A 15,566-nucleotide genomic window follows, 5' to 3' on the forward strand; every position below is an offset into this window, starting at 1 on the left:
CCCCGGCCGAGCATGGCTCGGCACTACAGAAACCAAAACAAGAAAGGCGCCTTGCGGCGCCTTTCTTGTTTCAACCGGGCAGGCAGTCACTCCCGCGGCGGCACCACATCCTTGGCCTCGCTGCCGAAGCTGCCTTCTGATTCCGCTGCCAGATAGGCAAACACGGTGTAGGCCGCCACATTCTGCGCAAGGGCCTTCGGGTCGATCTTGTCCAAGGTATCGTCCGGGGTGTGGTGCAGGTCGAAATAGTCGGTTCCGTCCTGCGCCAGCCATGCCCATGCACCGCCCTTGGCGGCCAGCGGGCCTACGTCGGGGCCGGGGCCGCCTTGGTTGGCGCGGTACTCGATACCCAGTGGCGCCAGTGCCTCGCCGATCTGGCGGGTGGCCTCACGCGATTCCGCCGGATTGCCCGAGCCGGTGTTGAAGGCATAGATGCGGCCCGCGCCGAAGTCGCTCTCGGCGGCGATGTGCTGCTGCACGATTTCGCCGGCTGCCACGCGGGCAGCTGCATAGGCCTTGCCACCGTGCAGACCCTGCTCTTCATTGGCGAAGGCGATGACGCGGATGGTGCGCTTGGGTGCCTGCTTGAGCTGGCCGATCAGATGGCCGGCAGCCATGGTGATGCCGACGCCGGCGCCGTCATCGATGGCGCCGGTGCCCAGGTCCCAGGAGTCCAGGTGCCCGCCGATCACCACAACTTCCTTGGGCAGGCTGCGGCCGGTGATTTCGCCGATCACGTTCTGCGAGGTATAGCTGCCATCCCAGCCGCAATCCAGCGCGATGCGGATGCGGGTAGGGCCGCGCGCAACCAGACGATTGAGCTGGTCGGCATCCGGGCCGGACAGCGCGGCCGACGGCACCGGCGTCAGGCCTTCGTCGTAACGGGTGATGCCGGTATGCGGCATGCGATGCGAATCTGTGCCAGCCGAGCGCATGATGAAGCCGACCGCACCCTTGCGGATCGCTTCGGACGGGCCACGGCTGCGCACACTGCCGCCGATGCCATAGTCAGCGCCATCCCGCTTGCGGGTCATGGTGAAGTCGACATAGGCGATCTTGCCGGCCAGCGAACCTTCCGGTGCCGCCTTCAGCGCGTCCAGACCTTCAAAGCGCACGATCTCGGCTTCCACTGTGCCGGCTGGGCTGCCGCCCAGGGCGGTGATGGTCAACGGCTGCGGATGCGCGCCCAGTACCGAGGCGTGTTCGCTGCGGCGCTCCCACTTCGGGAAGGTCACCGGCTCGGTCCACACCTTGTCGAAGCCCAGTTCCTTGAACTTGGCCTTGGCCCATTCCACCGCACGTGCGTCGGCTTCGCTGCCAGCCATGCGCGGGCCAACTTCGGTAGTCAGCGATTCCACCACCTGCCAGCCGGTGTTGTCCGCCAGCGCCTGTGCTCGCAGCTCGGCGGCCTTGGTCAGCGCCTGCTGTGGAATATGAGTGGGCGCTGCGTTGGCAGCGGCCGAGGTGCACAGCAGGAGGAGGGCAAGGGAAAGAGCACGGCGACGCATAGTCAATTCCAAGGTGATTTGTCGAGTCAGGGTAACAGTGAGCGGGTGTAGGTGAATGTGCCGGTTGGGATGTGTGGAAGTCTTGGTGGTCGCTAGGAGGTTCCCCCGCTGGCGGCTCCCGTGCACATTCGCTAGGCGATACAGGCAGCTGGAACGGTGACAAACAAGCACGGGCTTTTCTTGTGTTGCGACGCAGCATCGCAGGCGAGGCTGAGCACCCCCACCGGTTTGGTGGATTGCTCGGGAACACGTGATGAGATTGCGATACAAGACAGCAGGGACGTTGTTGATGCTGGCACTGCCAGTACTGGGTTTTGCGCAGGCCCACTCCATGGACGATGTGCGTTTCACCGGACCGTTGCTGACTCCGGGCCCGGCAGCGATGCCGCAGGGCGAGTTTTTCGCCCAGCCGTATTGGATATACAGCCGCACCCGTGGCGTCTACGACGACCACGGTGATCGCCATGCGCTGGGTGCACACGACAGCAGCCAGTTGCTCAGCCTGGTGCTCAGTGGCGGCATCACCGATCGCCTGACGGGCGAGCTGGTGCTCAATGGCAGCCGCTCCGCGCACGGCGCCCAGCACAGTGATGGCTACCGCATTGGCGACAGCGCGACGCGGCTGCGCTACCAGTTGCGCGCGGGTGATGCGCTGACCGGTGGGATGACCCTGGCGGTGATGCTGAGTCAATCGCTGGCGACCGGACGGCATGACCGATTGGGTGAGAACACGTTCAATGGCCAAGGTAGCGGGGTGTATCGCACCAGCCTGTCGTTGCTGGGGCAGCAGGTGCTGTGGCTGCCGAATGGACGGCCGTTGCGTTGGCGCTGGCAGACCACCTGGAGTCCGTCGCCGGGCAGCGTTTCGGTGGTCGGGCGGAGTGTGTATGGCACCGAGCAGGGCTTCCGCGGCACGCTTGATGCCGGTGCCGCGGTCAGTGGTGCATTGGGGCTGGAGTACAGCATCAACCGCAATTGGGTGTTGGCCGTGGACCTGACCGCCAGCACGCAGTCGGGCAACGTGCTTGAGGGCAGCGTGGCCGATGCGACCGGTCAGCGGAAGGCGCTGCGCCAGAATGGCTCGCGCAGCCGCGCCTTCAGTATTGCGCCGGCAGTGGAATACATCATCAACGACCAGATCGGTGTGCTGTTCGGTGTGCAGGCATCGCTGCCGGGTGGGCGCAACAGCGCGTCCTACGTCAGTCCGCAGGTATCCATGACGATGACCTTCTGATCACTGCAAATGACAACGGCCGGGAACCCCGGCCGTTGTTGGCAAACAGGTTGATCGATCAGTGCTTGTTGAGGCTGTCGCGGATTTCGCGCAGCAGCAGCACTTCCTCGGTCGGTTCCGGCGCAGCGGCCGGGGCTTCTTCCTTCTTGCGGGACAGGCGGTTGACCACCTTGACCAGCATGAAGATCGCGAAGGCGACGATGATGAACTGGATCAGCGTGTTGATGAAGTCGCCATAGCCCAGCACCACGGCCGGGATTTCCTTGCCATCGGCGCCCATCTTGGCCGGTGCCAGGGTCCAGGCGAGGCTGGAGAAATCGACATTGCCGACCAGCATGCCGATCGGCGGCATGATCACCTTGTCCACCAGCGAGGTGACGATCTTGCCGAACGCGCCGCCAATGACCACACCGACCGCGAGGTCGATGACGTTGCCGCGCATCGCAAATTCCTTGAATTCGCTGATCATTCCCATGTGTTTCTCCTAGGTATGCGTGAAAGGGAGCTGGCGCAGACTACTCCAGTGGATGTAATCAGACGATCACGCCGTCGCGCTGTGCGATTATTCCGAGACGTGCGCTGAAGCGATCGCCGGCGTGCAGCGCGGCGACGCCAGCCGGGGTGCCCATGAAGACCAGGTCGCCAGCGCGCAGTGCGTAGAGCTTGGACAGTTCGTGCAGGATGTCGGCGACGTTCCAGATCATCTGGTCCAGCGTGGACTTCTGTCGAAGTTCGCCGTTGATTTCCAGCGACAGCTCCAGCGGCGCCAGATCACCGACCTCGGATGCCAGCACGAGGCTGCTGACCGGGGCGGAATGGTCGAAGCCCTTGGCGATATCCCAGGGGCCGCCCTTGGCCTTGGCGGCTGCCTGCAGATCGCGGCGGGTCAGGTCCAGACCGACACCGTAGGCCAGCACCAGCTCCATCGCCTGGTCCAGGGCCAGCACGCCGGCCGGTGCATCCTTGCCGAGTGCCACGACCAGCTCTACTTCGTGGTGCAGGTCGGAGGTGGCAGTCGGATAGGGGATGGGCGCATCGCCGACCACGATGGCATCGGCTGGCTTCATGAAGAACATCGGCTGGCCGCGTTCGCTGGCCGAGGCCGGCGCGGCCGCGCCCATCTCGCGGGCGTGATCAGCAAAATTGCGGCCCACGCAGTAAATGCGGCGCACCGGGAAGGTGCCGCCACCGGCGACCGGGATGCGGGGCTGGGGCAGGGCGGGAATCAAGTCAGTCATGGTTGCGTCCAGGTGAATCGACGCAAAAGTCTAGCGGACAAAAGCGCTTTCTGTTGCTCAGAAACGTTGTGCTGAAGCGCTTGCTTGCGAGAGCGGCATAAGTCGCGAAGCAGGTGGTCGATCAGATTGCGGGTATGCCGGTAGTTTCAAACGCACTGGCTTCGCGGCTTATGCGGCTCCCACAACTTGACCGGCGCCGGGAGCGCTTCTTTGTAGGAGCGGCGTGAGCCGCGAAGCAGATGGTCGATCAGATCGCCGACATGCCGGGAGTTTCAACTGTGCCGGCTTCGCGGCTCATGCCGCTCCTACAGTCTGGGAGCACCGGTAAGGCCTCTGCCGGGCATGGCTCGGCACTACCGCTTCTGCTCCCTCCCTTTCGCGTAGCGAAGGGGAGGGATGGGGAGGGGTAAATGCTTTACTGGTTGGAGCATCTGTGGCATCGCGGCGCTTGCTGCACCGCCGGCCAAGCCTCTGCCGAGCATGGCTCGGCATTACCGGAGAGATGGTCGGCAAAGCCTCTGCCGAGCATGGCTCGGCACTACAGACAAGCGTTAGCGTGCCTGCGGCAGGGCGGCCTTGCGCACTACGCGGTACTCGGCGTCAACCACGGTCGGGTCAGCCTTGCGCATGGCGCGGGCCTTGCGAGATGCAAACAGCTTCCAGGCGATGCCGCCCAGGATCATGGCCGCGCCAATGAACACGCCGCCGACCACCAGCACCGCAAGGATTGCGATGCCGAGCAGGCCCAAGGCAATACGCACCAACGGGTTGCGCGGTTTGCGCGGCTCGAACAGGTTGCGCAGCTTGGCGAATTGGACGTAACGGATGTTCATGAAAGCTCTATGACGTTGAGTCTGCTGTGGAGTATCAGGTGCGATCAGGCCAATTGCGTGAAGTTGTCGTTAATTGGTGTCTGAATAGGGGGCGCGACAATGCCGTGAGTCAGCTTCGCTTTGGCCTTGGCTGCCCATGCGACAATAAGCGCATTACTTGCATCGGTGTTCCAATGTCCAGCGCCATCGCTTCCGGAATCGAACTTTGTCCGCTGGCCGCCGTGCCTGATCAAGGCTTTCATGCGGTGGTGGCGGTGGTTGATGGCGATGCCGAAACCTTGGTCTTGTACCGCGATGGCGATGCGGTGCGGGCGTGGTTGAACGTCTGCCCGCACGCCGGGCGCGCCCTGGATTGGGCGCCGGGCCAGTTCCTCAAGAGCCGCGAAGGGCATCTGGTCTGCGCCGTGCACGGTGCCTCGTTCGAACTGGAAGGTGGTATCTGCGTCGCAGGTCCGTGCAAAGGTGACTCGCTGCGCGCGGTCCCGGTGCTGGTGAGCGATGAAAAGGTGTTGCTGGGCTGAGGGCTGGGCAAGCGGGTTTTGCAGGTGCTGCGGCTTTTGTAGGAGCGGCGTAAGCCGCGAAGCCATTTGTGCTTCAAGGCCGATAATGTTTGTTGATCGGCAAAACCCGCTGTTCGCTAGGTGGCTGGTGGGTCTCCGCCGCTAGCGCCGGCAGGTGCACTGGCTTCGCGGCTTACGCCGCTCCCACAACTCCACCGGTCTCAGAACATGATGTTGATCATGATCACCACGATCACGGTGTAGAGCAGCGATAGTGGTCCGCCGACCCGCCACATCTCGCGCGGGGTGTACTTGGCCGGGCCCATCGCCATCGAGATCACCGGGTTGGACGCGGTCATCAGGTTGTTGGACGCCGACAAAGCCACGATCAGTGCGAACGCAGTGGGATTGCCGCCCGCAGCCAGCGCGAGGTTCACCGCAATCGGCACCATGACAATGGTGGCGCCGACATGGCTGATCACCAGCGAGAAGGCGGTGGTCAACAACGCCAAGGCGATCTCCAGCGCCCATACGGGGATGCCGGCGGGCAGTTTGTCGATGGTGTGACCGGCGATCCAGGCGGCCGCGCCACTGCTGTCCATCGCCCAGCCCAGCGGGATCAGGCCGGCCATCATGAAAATGGTCTTCCAGTTGATCGCGGCATAGGCTTCGTCCATGCGCAGCACGCCGGTCAGCAGCATGCCGGCCACGCCGGTGAGCAGGGTCAGGGCCACCGGCAGGTGCGAGGTGAGCGCGATGATGATGGTCAGTGCGAAGATCGCCATCGCGATCTTGAACTTGTGCGGGCGCTGCTCGCCCTTGGGGTAGTCCGTGACCACCACGAAGTCGCGGCTTTCGGCGGCAGTTGCCAGGTCCTGCCAGATGCTGTGGAAGACCAGCATGTCGCCGGCACGCAGTGGGGTATTGCGCACGTCCTCGCGGATCACCTGCTTGTCGCGGTTGATCGCCAGCAGGCTGATGCCGCGTTCCTTGCGCAGGCGCAGCTCACCGGCGGTCTTGCCGATCAGGCGCGAGGTTGGTGGCACCACCGCTTCGGAAATGCCGGCGCGGGCCGGGTTGAACAGGTCGCCCAGCTGCTTCAGGCGCGAGGACATGCGCAGGAACTGGTTCTGCGCGAAGTCTGAGACCTGCCGACGTGGACCCATCACGCCCAGTGCACTACCGACCCATATGCGCATGTCCGCCGGTGGCGACAGGCGAGTGTCGTCGCCGGTTTTCAGTGCAAGGAACAGTGGAGCGTCGAACAGGTTTTCTGCCTCGCCCACGGTCATGCCGACCAGCGGACTCTCGGCGGTGACCAGCAGTTCGAAGACATCGCCTTCAATGCCGTAGGCCTTGGCGAAATAGCTTTCGGTTCGGGCCGGGGCCTGGCCGTCTTCGCTTTCGGTTTCCTCTTCCTGCAGTTTGCGGCTGCCGTAGAAGCGGAAATAGGCCAGCGAGGCGATCAGCAGTGCTACGCCAATCGGCAGCGGCGCGAACATGCGCAGCGGTTCGATGGTGGCGGTGCCTGATGGCAGGTTGTTGTTGGCCGAGACCAGCAAGTCGTTGAGCAGGATCAGCGGCGAGTTGCCGACCATGGTCAGCGCGCCACCCATCACGATGGCGGCGGAGATCGGCAGCAGCTGCCGCTTCAACGTGAGCGCGGTACGCGAAGCTAGTCGCGAGGCGACCGGCAGGTACAGTGCCATCACCGATGGGTTCTGCATGAACGAGGAGTTCAAGCCGGCGGTTGCGCTGGTCAGCAACAGCAGCCGTTGTTCCAGTCCATGCGAACGTCGCAGCAGCCAGCCGGCGAGCCGGTTCAGTGCGCCGGTACGGTCCAGGCCGGCGCCGAGAATGGTGGTGGCGATGATGCTCATCACGGCGTTACCGGAGAAGCCGCCGAAGATTTCCTCCGGTGCAATCAAGCCAGTGACGCCCAGCACCACCATCACCACCAGTGCCACCACGTCGGCGCGGATGCGCTCGAACAGGAACATCGCCATCGTGAAGCCCACCAGCCCGAGCACGAGCTTCATATCGGTGGTGAGCGTCAGCGCGGTATCCATCAGGGCAGTGACTTCAAAGAGAGGAGCGGGGACGGTTTGACAGTGCACTCTGCCATCAACGCTGCGCAGGCAGCGTGTTCGGCAATCTCATGGAGGCGTGCAGCTGTCATCGCGTCCTCATCACTCAGCCGGCGTCCGTGTTGCCGGGCTTGTCATACAGCAGATCCCAGACGCCATGGCCCAGCTTCTGCCCGCGGGTCTCGAAGTGGGTCTGCGGGCGCCAGTCCGGACGCGGCACGGCGCCACGCGGGCCGGCGCGGTTGACCAGACCGGGCGTGGCGTCGAGCACGTCCCACATCTGCTCGGCGTAGTCTTCCCAGTCGGTGGCGCAATGGAGACGGCCGCCAACGCGCAGCTTGCGCACCAGCAACTCAGCGAAGGCCGGCTGCACCAGGCGGCGCTTGTTATGGCGTTTCTTGTGCCAGGGATCCGGGAAGTAGATGCGGATCTCGTCCAGCGCGCCGTCGGCGATTTCCTTCTCCAACACTTCCACGGCGTCGTGGTGGTAGAGCTTGACGTTGTCGGCATTGTCATCGGCCAATGCATTGAGCAGGCGGCCGACGCCCGGAGCGTGCACTTCGATGCCGATGTAGTCCTTGGAGGTGTCGAACTGCGCGGCGTAGCGCAGCGCGGCGCCGTTGCCAAAGCCAATCTCCATCACCTTGGGCGCATTGCGGCCAAAGGTGGCGTCCAGGTCGCGGGGCTCGCCATTGAAGTCGATGCCGAAGCGCGGCCAACGGTCGTCGAACGCGCGCTGCTGGGCCGGGGTGAAGCGGCCCTGACGCAGTACGAAGCTGCGGATCTCGCGGCGGCCTTCGGTCACGGTGAAAGGCTTGGGCGGTGCCTTGGAGCCCGCGCTGTCAAAAGGATTGGTCATCAGCCGATCAGCCCATCAACGGGAGAGGAGGCGCTGGCGTAGCGCTTGCGCGGGATGCGGCCGGCGAGGAAGGCCTCGCGGCCAGCTTCCACGGCCTTGCGCATGGCGCTGGCCATCAATACCGGGTTGCGGGCGCCGGCAATGGCGGTGTTCATCAATACGCCGTCGCAGCCCAGCTCCATCGCGATGGCCGCATCCGAGGCGGTGCCGACGCCGGCATCGACGATGATCGGCACCTTGGCGTTCTCGATGATCTCGATCAGGTTGTACTTGTTCTGGATGCCCAGGCCCGAACCAATTGGCGCGGCCAGCGGCATCACCGCGGCGCAGCCGATTTCCTCCAGGCGCTTGGCCAGGATCGGGTCATCGGAGGTGTAGACCATGACGTCGAAACCGTCCTTGACCAGCTGTTCGGCGGCCTTGAGGGTAGCCATCACGTCCGGGTACAGGGTCTTCTGGTCGCCCAGCACTTCCAGCTTGGTCAGGTTGTGGCCGCCCAGCAGCTCACGGGCCAGGCGGCAGGTGCGCACGGCGTCTTCGGCGGTATAGCAGCCGGCGGTATTGGGCAGGATGGCGTAGCGGTCCGGCGGCAGTACATCGAGCAGGTTGGGCTCGCCCGGGTTCTGGCCGATGTTGGTGCGGCGGATGGCCACGGTGACGATCTGGGCGCCAGCGGCTTCGGTAGCCAGGCGGGTTTCTTCCAGATCCTTGAACTTGCCGGTGCCGGTCAGCAGCCGGGATGAATAGGTTTTGCCGGCGATGACCAGCGAATCGGTGGGGACATTTGCATTCATGCCCGAATTATCACCCATCCAGCCTACCTGTAGTGCCGAGCCATGCTCGGCATGGCATCACCGGTAAAGCCCCTGCGCAGCCATGCCTGCGCTCTACAGGTGGTGCTGGCAGCCGCCGCTGTCGCTCCCTCCCTTTGCCGCAGGCAAGCGGAGGGCTGGGGAGGGGTTGGCTTTTCTGCCTTTGTGTATGGGCAGCTTCGCGGCTTACCCCGCTCCCACAAGTTTGATGGTGCGCCGGTGATGCCCCTGCCGAGCATGGCTCGGCGCTACCTGGTTGCGGCGCTTCAGCCGCCGCCCAGCGCGTGCACGATTTCCACCACGTCACCGTCCTGCAGTGTGTGGCTCGCATGCTGGCTGCGCGGGACGATGTCGCCGTTGATCTCAACCGCCACGCGGCGTTCGGCCAGCCCTTCGGTGGCCAACAGTTCGATCAGGGTCAGGGCGGGCTGCAACTGGCGGGGTTCGCCATTCAGATGGATGTTCATGCCGCCATTCTCGCCAGAGCCGCCGCAAAAGCCCAGCGGACAGACAGTTTGCGGCAGCGCAGCGTGTGTGTCTTACGCGGTAATGAAAACATAACAACGTGCGGCAGCGTATGTCTGCCCGCTTTTCCCCACCCAGGAGTTCAACATGTCTCTTTCCCTTCGCCCGCTGCGCGCTGCCGTGGCTGTCGCCATTGCCTTGGCGGCAGCGCCGGCCATGGCGCAGTCGCCGTATTCCAAGACGGTGTTTTTCGGTGACAGCTTGACCGATACCGGTTACTTCCGCCCGGTGTTGATGCAGCTGGATCCGAATGCTGCAGTGGTGGGCCGCTTCACCACCAACCCGGGTTGGGTGTGGGCGGACTACGTAGCCAACCAGTACGGCACCAATGCCAGCCCGAACGGCAATGGCCAGACTGGCGACAACTATGCTGTTGGCGGCGCCCGCGTGGGTGTGGATACGGTGGGTGCGCTGGGCGCAACCCCGTCCATGAAAACCCAGATGACCAGGTACCTGGCAGCCAATGGCGGCAAGGCTGATGCCAATGCGCTGTACACGGTGTGGGGCGGTGCAAACGATCTGTTTGCGGTGCAGGCGGCGCCGGCCCAGGCGCAGGCCATCATCGGCGCGGCGGTGACCGACCAGATCGGCATTGTCGGCACGCTGAAGTCCGCCGGTGCCCAGTACGTGATGGTCCCGACGCTGCCTGACATCGGTTTGACCCCGGCTTCCCGCGCAGGCGGCGCCGTCGGCATGGCGCAGGGCACCGCGCTGGCCAAGGCATACAACGACGCCTTGTTCGGCGGGCTGAAGCAGGCCGGACTGCAGGTGATTCCGGTCGATACCTTCACCATCCTGCAGGAGATCGTCGCCACCCCGGGAACCTATGGCTTCACCAATGTCAGCAACATGGCCTGCACCTCGGCCTCGTCGCTGACCTGCTCGCCGCTGAGCCTGGTTGCGCCGAATGCAAACAACACTTACGTATTCGCCGATGGTGTACATCCGACCACTGCGGCGCACCAGATCCTCGGCCAGTACTCGCTCTCGGTACTGGAAGCGCCGCGTCTGCAGCAGATCCTGAGCCATTCGGCACAGACCACCGGTCGCGCCCGTGCCGATCAGGTTGGCGCGCACCTGGGTTCGCGTCCGGCCGAAGGCCTGAGCTGGTGGGGTAATGTGCGCGGCGACATGCAGCGTTACGACCATGCTGATCTGTATGACGGTCTGGCGCCTGCTGGTCTGTTCGGCGTTGATTGGGCGCGTGATGGCATGGTGCTGGGTGGCTTCGCCGGCTACGGCCGCATGGATGCCGATTTCGGCAACAGCAAGGGTGACTTCACCCAGGACGACACCACCCTTGGCCTGTTCGCCGGCTGGTACGGCGATCGCGCATGGGTCAACGGCCAGGTGAGCTACAGCTGGCTGGGCTATGACGTTACCCGCAAGGTGCAGCTCGGCCCGGCTACCCGTGAACACAAAGGCTCGCCGGATGGCAGCAACCTGACGGCCGCCATCAACGCTGGCTACGAATTCGGCCAGGCCGGTGGCTTCCGTCACGGGCCGGTGGCTGCCGTGGTCTGGCAGAAGGTGAAGCTGGACGGCTACGTGGAAAGCAATACCAGTGCCACCGCGTTGGGCTATGGCGACCAGGACCTGGATTCGACCGTTGGTCGCATCGGCTGGCAGGCCCGCTTCGATGGCGGCAACGTGAAGCCCTACGTGCAGGTCACCTACGACCATGAGTTCGAGGACGGCAAGCAGGCCAGCGCCTGGTTGCAGACCATGGCGGACGTTGGCATGTACAAGGTGCCGGGGCTGGAGTTCGATCGCAATTACGCCACCGCAGTGCTGGGTGCGCGCCTGAGCCTGTTCGGCCTGGAAAGCAATATCGGCCTGAGCACCACCACGATGCAGAAATCCGCACGTGATGCGACGGTGTTCGCCAGCTTTGGCGGCAGCTTCTAAGCCGCTGCGGTAGCAATCAAGCAGGTGTTGTGTGTGGGAGGCGGTGCCGCGGTTTTGCGGCATCGCCTCTTTTTTTCCGCGAACGCATGGAGTGCATGCCAGGTGCGCAGCATCGCAGCCCGGGTAAGCGCAGCGCACCCGGGGTTGTTGTCGCGCGGATCCGGTTCCCGGATGCGCTGCGCGTATCCGGGCTACGGCCTTGTAATCGGCATTGGTCCGCACGCAGAAATGCCCGATAAGGCGTTCTTGAGCCGGAAACACGCAGTCGTGGACATTGCTTTGTCCCAGCGTGGCGCATAGACTTCAGCCTCGCCAAAGCGGGCGTAGCTCAATGGTAGAGCTGTAGCTTCCCAAGCGTGCGACACGAGCCGTGCCGCACGTTCAACCGACCAGGCGGTTCCTGGCCATAGCTGTACAGACCTCGGTCTGGCAGCAAGCGTCCTCCAGCAATACGGAGTGCGTCACGTTGAACGGTAGGAATTCATCCCTACTCGCACGGCGAAGGCTGTGCATGCAATTGTTGGTCGTCCCCCCTGCCAAGGGTCTGGCGAACCAACCCGGTGTTCAGCCACCGGTAGCCAAGGGGTGGTGCGGGAGAAGTAATTCTCCGGTGCTAAGCTCCCCGTTGATGTAGCCATCCTCACGGATACGAATCTCCCGTGAGGGGGCTTCGTGACCTCGGTAGTCGTAACCGAGTAGGCGCTAGGCTGAGTATCATGGATCAGTACAAACGAATCGCCATATAAACGTCGTCAAGCTAGACGGGCCAACTGCGACTGGGCCCTCCCAAAACGGGACGAGGTCGGATGTTTCTCTGCTTGGTAGAGACACGCTGACAATTGCACCTCCGGCGAAAAGGCGAGATCCTAGGTACTCTGTTGCATGTACGGAACGTGGTAAGCCCAACTGGCTGTCGTCTCGGCGACTAGGATTTCCGCAAGGAAATACGAAGGCCTAGTGGGTACAGGATGGTGGAGCAAGCGAATGCCTCTCTGTAATCGAGAGGATAGAGGATGAAATGATCGCCTCGACCCGAAAGGGTGCTAACTTCCACCGGGTGGTCTGTCGCTAGACAGGCTTTGCAAACTCATACCCAACGGGGACAGGCTCCCCCTTGGGGGACGTCTATCCCTTAAGGGCTCTGGGCGGGTGTAGCTCAATGGTAGAGCTGTTGCTTCCCAAGCAACTGACGAGGGTTCGATTCCCTTCACCCGCTCCACTCTAGGAGGTAGATATGGACGCCATCATCGATGGTGATGTCGCCTCCTCACACTTCAGCAACTGGCACTCCATCAATTGGAACGCCACTAGCTGTGCTGTGTCGAGGATGCAGGCGAGAATAGCGAAGGCAGCCAAGGACAAGCAGTGGCGCAGGGTTATACGCCTGCAAAAGCTTCTTGTCCGCTCGACCTCAGCCAAAGCAACGGCTGTACGTCGAGTCACGGAGAACCAAGGCCGTCGCACCCCAGGTGTGGACCGAGTCACATGGTCAACACCTGCGGCCAAGTGGAATGCCATCAACACCTTGCAATGCAAGGGATACAAGGCCAAGCCACTACGTCGTATCCACATCCCTAAGGCTCGAGGTGGTACCCGCCCCCTCGGTATCCCGACGATGAAGGATCGAGCAATGCAAGCGCTTCACTTATTTGCACTCGACCCCATTGCCGAGACCTACGCTGACATCCACTCCTACGGGTTCCGCACTTTCAGATCGACAGCAGACGCTGCCGCACATCTGAAGACCTGTTTGAGCACGAAGTCCAGCTCCCGGTGGGTACTGGAAGGGGATATCAAAGGTTGCTTCGACAACATCAGTCACGATTGGCTGGTGAAACACGTGCCAATCAACCGGCGTGTGCTGTCGCAGTGGCTCAAAGCAGGATTTATGGAAGACCGTAAGCTGTTCCCGACGGGCGCAGGTACACCTCAGGGAGGCATCATTTCCCCGGTACTTGCAAACATTGCTCTTGACGGCTTGGGGCGGCTAATCGACGCGCTCCCACGCCGCAACAAGTGCAACTTCGTTCGCTATGCAGACGACTTTGTCATCACGGGTGACTCGCAAGAGATACTCGAACGCAAGGTCAAACCAATCGTCGTCAAGTTCCTAGCCGAAAGAGGGCTCACGCTCTCTGAAAGCAAGACGAAGATCACGCACATGGATGAAGGGTTCGACTTCCTTGGCTGGAACTTCCGCAAATTTGGAAATCTCCTGCTCAGGCGGCCGTCGAAACAGAACACCAACGCCTTCATGGCTAAGATCCGCGGTCAGCTTCGGCTGCTGCGGGGTTCCACTCAAGACGACGTGCTGCACGTCCTCAACCCGATTATTCGAGGGTGGGGCATGTACCACCAAGTCGTAAACGCCTCAGAACCGTTTGCACGACTGGATCACCTTATCCACCATGCGGTCTGGTGTTGGGCCAAACGTCGCCACCCAAACAAAGGTCTCCGCTGGATCAAACGCCGGTACTTCCGGCGCGAGAAATCCCGCGATTGGATCTTTGGGGCCGGCAAAAATACCCTGATGCGCCTCTCGACCCTCAAGGTCGGGGACTACATCAAGGTGCGGGCCGACGTTAACCCCTACGATCCCTTGGACGAGAGCTATTTCAACCAGCGGTTGCAATACCGTATGCGGCGCTCGCTCACTGGGAAAAGGAAACTGCTATGGCTTTGGACGAAACAAGACGGTAAGTGCGCCCACTGTGGCCGGAAAATGACCAGCAAAAACTGGCACATCCACCACAAGCTGTTCCGGGTGTACGGTGGTTCCGACCGCCTCGCCAACTTGAGTCTGCTCCACACAACCTGTCACGAGCAGCTACACGTTCGTGCCAGGCTACGGCTGTCGCCTCCTCCCATAGAGGGCGGAGGTTCGTGACTGCTTGAGCCGTGTGAAGGGTAACTTTCACGCACGGTTCTGAGGGGGGAGGGTGGCCGCGAGGCCACCTTCCCACCCGACTACTGACGAGGGTTCGATTCCCTTCGCCCGCTCCATTCCTGGCGGTTTTCCGGGGGATGCGTGCGGCACGGTAGCGGGTCTCGCTTTGCCTGTCGATGAAAGCCCTCCCAATGGCGCGATCAAGATCATCCGGGACCGGTTACGCCGCGATATGCTGCGCGCCTACCGACCACTCCCGCCGCGATGAAACTGGCCATTCTTTCCCGTAACACCAAGCTGTACTCGACCCGTCGTCTGGTCGAAGCTGCACGCAGCCGCGGCCATACCGTGCGCATTCTCGACCCGCTGCGCTGCTACATGCGCATCACCTCCAGTGGCTTCGGCATGCACTACAAGGGCAAGGCGCTGACCGGGATAGACGCGGTGATCCCGCGCATCGGTTCCTCCATCACCCGCTACGGCACGGCGGTGCTGCGCCAGTTCGAGATGATGGGCGCGCGCACCCCCAATCCGTCCGATGCGATCCTGCGCGCGCGCGACAAGCTGCGCGCGCACCAACTGCTGGCGGCCAAGGGCATCGACATGCCGGTGACGGTGTTCGGTGACAACCCGGACGATACCGATGACCTGCTGTCGATGCTGGGGCCGCCGCCGCATGTGGTGAAGCTCAGCGAAGGCACGCAGGGCAGGGGGGTGATCCTCACCGAGAAGCTCAGTGCCTCCAAGGGCACCGTCGAGGCCTTGCGAGGGCTGTACGCCAACTTCCTGGTGCAGGAATTCATCGCCGAGGCCCAGGGCGCGGACCTGCGTTGCCTGGTGGTGGGCGACCAGGTGGTGGCGACCATGCGCCGCCAGGCACAGGAAGGGGACTTCCGCTCCAACCTTCATGCCGGCGGCGTTGCTGAGCGGGTGGTCTGCAGCAAGGCCGAGCAGCAGGTGGCGATTCGTTCGGCCAAGGCACTGGGGCTGGGCATTGCCGGCGTCGATCTGATCCGCTCCAAGCGTGGCCCCCTGGTGCTGGAGGTCAACTCCACCCCGGGGCTGGAGGGGATCGAGGGGGTCTCAGGGGACGATATCGCCGGGCGCATGATCGAATATGTGACCAGCCTCAAGCGCTGAAGCCGGGATGCGATTTCTTTGCATGGTTTTAACAA

The 15,566-nt window shown here is 62.9% G+C and carries 13 protein-coding genes and 1 tRNA gene; 6 read left to right on the forward strand and 8 right to left on the reverse strand.

Translation table 11 applies throughout. The features are described 5' to 3' along the window. Window positions 1–86: 86 nt before the first annotated feature. Window positions 87–1,508, reverse strand: a complete 1,422-nt coding sequence (locus tag AC13FW_RS09285; RefSeq protein WP_296247067.1) for a M28 family peptidase — start codon at window positions 1,506–1,508, stop codon at window positions 87–89. Between the two features lie 253 nt (window positions 1,509–1,761). Between AC13FW_RS09285 and AC13FW_RS09290 the strand changes: the two genes are divergently transcribed. Next, window positions 1,762–2,742: a hypothetical protein gene (locus AC13FW_RS09290; RefSeq protein WP_482988877.1), complete on the forward strand. Its 981-nt coding sequence runs from the start codon at window positions 1,762–1,764 to the stop codon at window positions 2,740–2,742. Between the two features lie 58 nt (window positions 2,743–2,800). Here the strand turns inward: AC13FW_RS09290 and mscL are convergent, their stop codons facing one another. From mscL to AC13FW_RS09305, 3 genes are all read right to left on the reverse strand, one after another. Beyond that, window positions 2,801–3,217 (reverse strand): large-conductance mechanosensitive channel protein MscL, encoded by a 417-nt coding sequence (gene mscL / locus AC13FW_RS09295; protein WP_282273057.1) that lies wholly within the window; start codon window positions 3,215–3,217, stop codon window positions 2,801–2,803. Between the two features lie 58 nt (window positions 3,218–3,275). Next, on the reverse strand, window positions 3,276–3,980 hold the full coding sequence (locus AC13FW_RS09300; protein WP_482988878.1) for a fumarylacetoacetate hydrolase family protein: 705 nt from the start codon (window positions 3,978–3,980) through the stop codon (window positions 3,276–3,278). Window positions 3,981–4,531: 551 nt separating this feature from the next. Beyond that, the gene (locus AC13FW_RS09305) at window positions 4,532–4,813 is read right to left on the reverse strand and encodes a hypothetical protein (protein ID WP_282272400.1); all 282 of its coding nucleotides are present in this window, start codon (window positions 4,811–4,813) and stop codon (window positions 4,532–4,534) included. Window positions 4,814–4,986: 173 nt separating this feature from the next. On the opposite strand from AC13FW_RS09305, the gene AC13FW_RS09310 reads away from it, so the two are divergent. After that, window positions 4,987–5,334: a Rieske (2Fe-2S) protein gene (locus AC13FW_RS09310; RefSeq protein WP_282272402.1), complete on the forward strand. Its 348-nt coding sequence runs from the start codon at window positions 4,987–4,989 to the stop codon at window positions 5,332–5,334. Window positions 5,335–5,534: 200 nt separating this feature from the next. Here AC13FW_RS09310 and AC13FW_RS09315 read toward each other — a convergent pair whose 3' ends face one another. The 4 genes from AC13FW_RS09315 to thiS form a co-directional block, all read right to left on the reverse strand. Continuing rightward, window positions 5,535–7,382 (reverse strand): SLC13 family permease, encoded by a 1,848-nt coding sequence (locus tag AC13FW_RS09315; protein ID WP_282272404.1) that lies wholly within the window; start codon window positions 7,380–7,382, stop codon window positions 5,535–5,537. Window positions 7,383–7,506: 124 nt separating this feature from the next. Next, complete coding sequence (trmB, locus tag AC13FW_RS09320) at window positions 7,507–8,259, reverse strand: tRNA (guanosine(46)-N7)-methyltransferase TrmB (RefSeq protein ID WP_296247051.1); 753 nt, start codon at window positions 8,257–8,259, stop codon at window positions 7,507–7,509. Then, a complete protein-coding gene (locus AC13FW_RS09325) occupies window positions 8,259–9,053 on the reverse strand; it encodes a thiazole synthase (protein ID WP_482988973.1) in 795 nt (264 codons plus the stop codon). Before AC13FW_RS09325 ends, trmB begins: the two co-directional genes overlap by 1 nt. A 284-nt stretch (window positions 9,054–9,337) precedes the next feature. After that, window positions 9,338–9,538, reverse strand: a complete 201-nt coding sequence (thiS, locus tag AC13FW_RS09330; protein ID WP_482988879.1) for a sulfur carrier protein ThiS — start codon at window positions 9,536–9,538, stop codon at window positions 9,338–9,340. Window positions 9,539–9,716: 178 nt separating this feature from the next. Here thiS and AC13FW_RS09335 point away from each other — a divergent pair, with 178 nt between their 5' ends. The 4 genes from AC13FW_RS09335 (at window position 9,717) to rimK (ending at window position 15,531) form a co-directional block, all read left to right on the forward strand. Beyond that, entirely contained in the window at window positions 9,717–11,504 is a 1,788-nt protein-coding gene (locus AC13FW_RS09335) for an autotransporter outer membrane beta-barrel domain-containing protein (protein WP_482988974.1), read from the forward strand. Window positions 11,505–12,649: 1,145 nt separating this feature from the next. After that, window positions 12,650–12,723, forward strand: a tRNA-Gly gene (locus AC13FW_RS09340). 15 nt (window positions 12,724–12,738) lie between these two features. Continuing rightward, entirely contained in the window at window positions 12,739–14,391 is a 1,653-nt protein-coding gene (gene ltrA, locus AC13FW_RS09345) for a group II intron reverse transcriptase/maturase (protein ID WP_231352269.1), read from the forward strand. A 264-nt stretch (window positions 14,392–14,655) separates the two neighbouring features. Continuing rightward, window positions 14,656–15,531, forward strand: coding sequence for a 30S ribosomal protein S6--L-glutamate ligase (gene rimK / locus AC13FW_RS09350; protein ID WP_282267216.1), 876 nt, complete (start codon window positions 14,656–14,658; stop codon window positions 15,529–15,531). The last annotated feature ends 35 nt before the right edge of the window (window positions 15,532–15,566 follow it).

The organism is Stenotrophomonas sp. 21LCFQ19, assembly GCF_056861425.1.

Coding starts and splice junctions, on each gene's coding strand:
- trmB (WP_296247051.1), bottom strand. CDS start 8,259: ATGACCAATCCTTTTGACAGCGCGGGCTCCAAGGCACCGCCCAAGCCT.
- AC13FW_RS09305 (WP_282272400.1), bottom strand. CDS start 4,813: ATGAACATCCGTTACGTCCAATTCGCCAAGCTGCGCAACCTGTTCGAG.
- AC13FW_RS09315 (WP_282272404.1), bottom strand. CDS start 7,382: ATGGATACCGCGCTGACGCTCACCACCGATATGAAGCTCGTGCTCGGG.
- AC13FW_RS09290 (WP_482988877.1), top strand. CDS start 1,762: ATGAGATTGCGATACAAGACAGCAGGGACGTTGTTGATGCTGGCACTG.
- rimK (WP_282267216.1), top strand. CDS start 14,656: ATGAAACTGGCCATTCTTTCCCGTAACACCAAGCTGTACTCGACCCGT.
- AC13FW_RS09285 (WP_296247067.1), bottom strand. CDS start 1,508: ATGCGTCGCCGTGCTCTTTCCCTTGCCCTCCTCCTGCTGTGCACCTCG.
- ltrA (WP_231352269.1), top strand. CDS start 12,739: ATGGACGCCATCATCGATGGTGATGTCGCCTCCTCACACTTCAGCAAC.
- AC13FW_RS09310 (WP_282272402.1), top strand. CDS start 4,987: ATGTCCAGCGCCATCGCTTCCGGAATCGAACTTTGTCCGCTGGCCGCC.
- AC13FW_RS09300 (WP_482988878.1), bottom strand. CDS start 3,980: ATGACTGACTTGATTCCCGCCCTGCCCCAGCCCCGCATCCCGGTCGCC.
- thiS (WP_482988879.1), bottom strand. CDS start 9,538: ATGAACATCCATCTGAATGGCGAACCCCGCCAGTTGCAGCCCGCCCTG.
- mscL (WP_282273057.1), bottom strand. CDS start 3,217: ATGGGAATGATCAGCGAATTCAAGGAATTTGCGATGCGCGGCAACGTC.
- AC13FW_RS09325 (WP_482988973.1), bottom strand. CDS start 9,053: ATGAATGCAAATGTCCCCACCGATTCGCTGGTCATCGCCGGCAAAACC.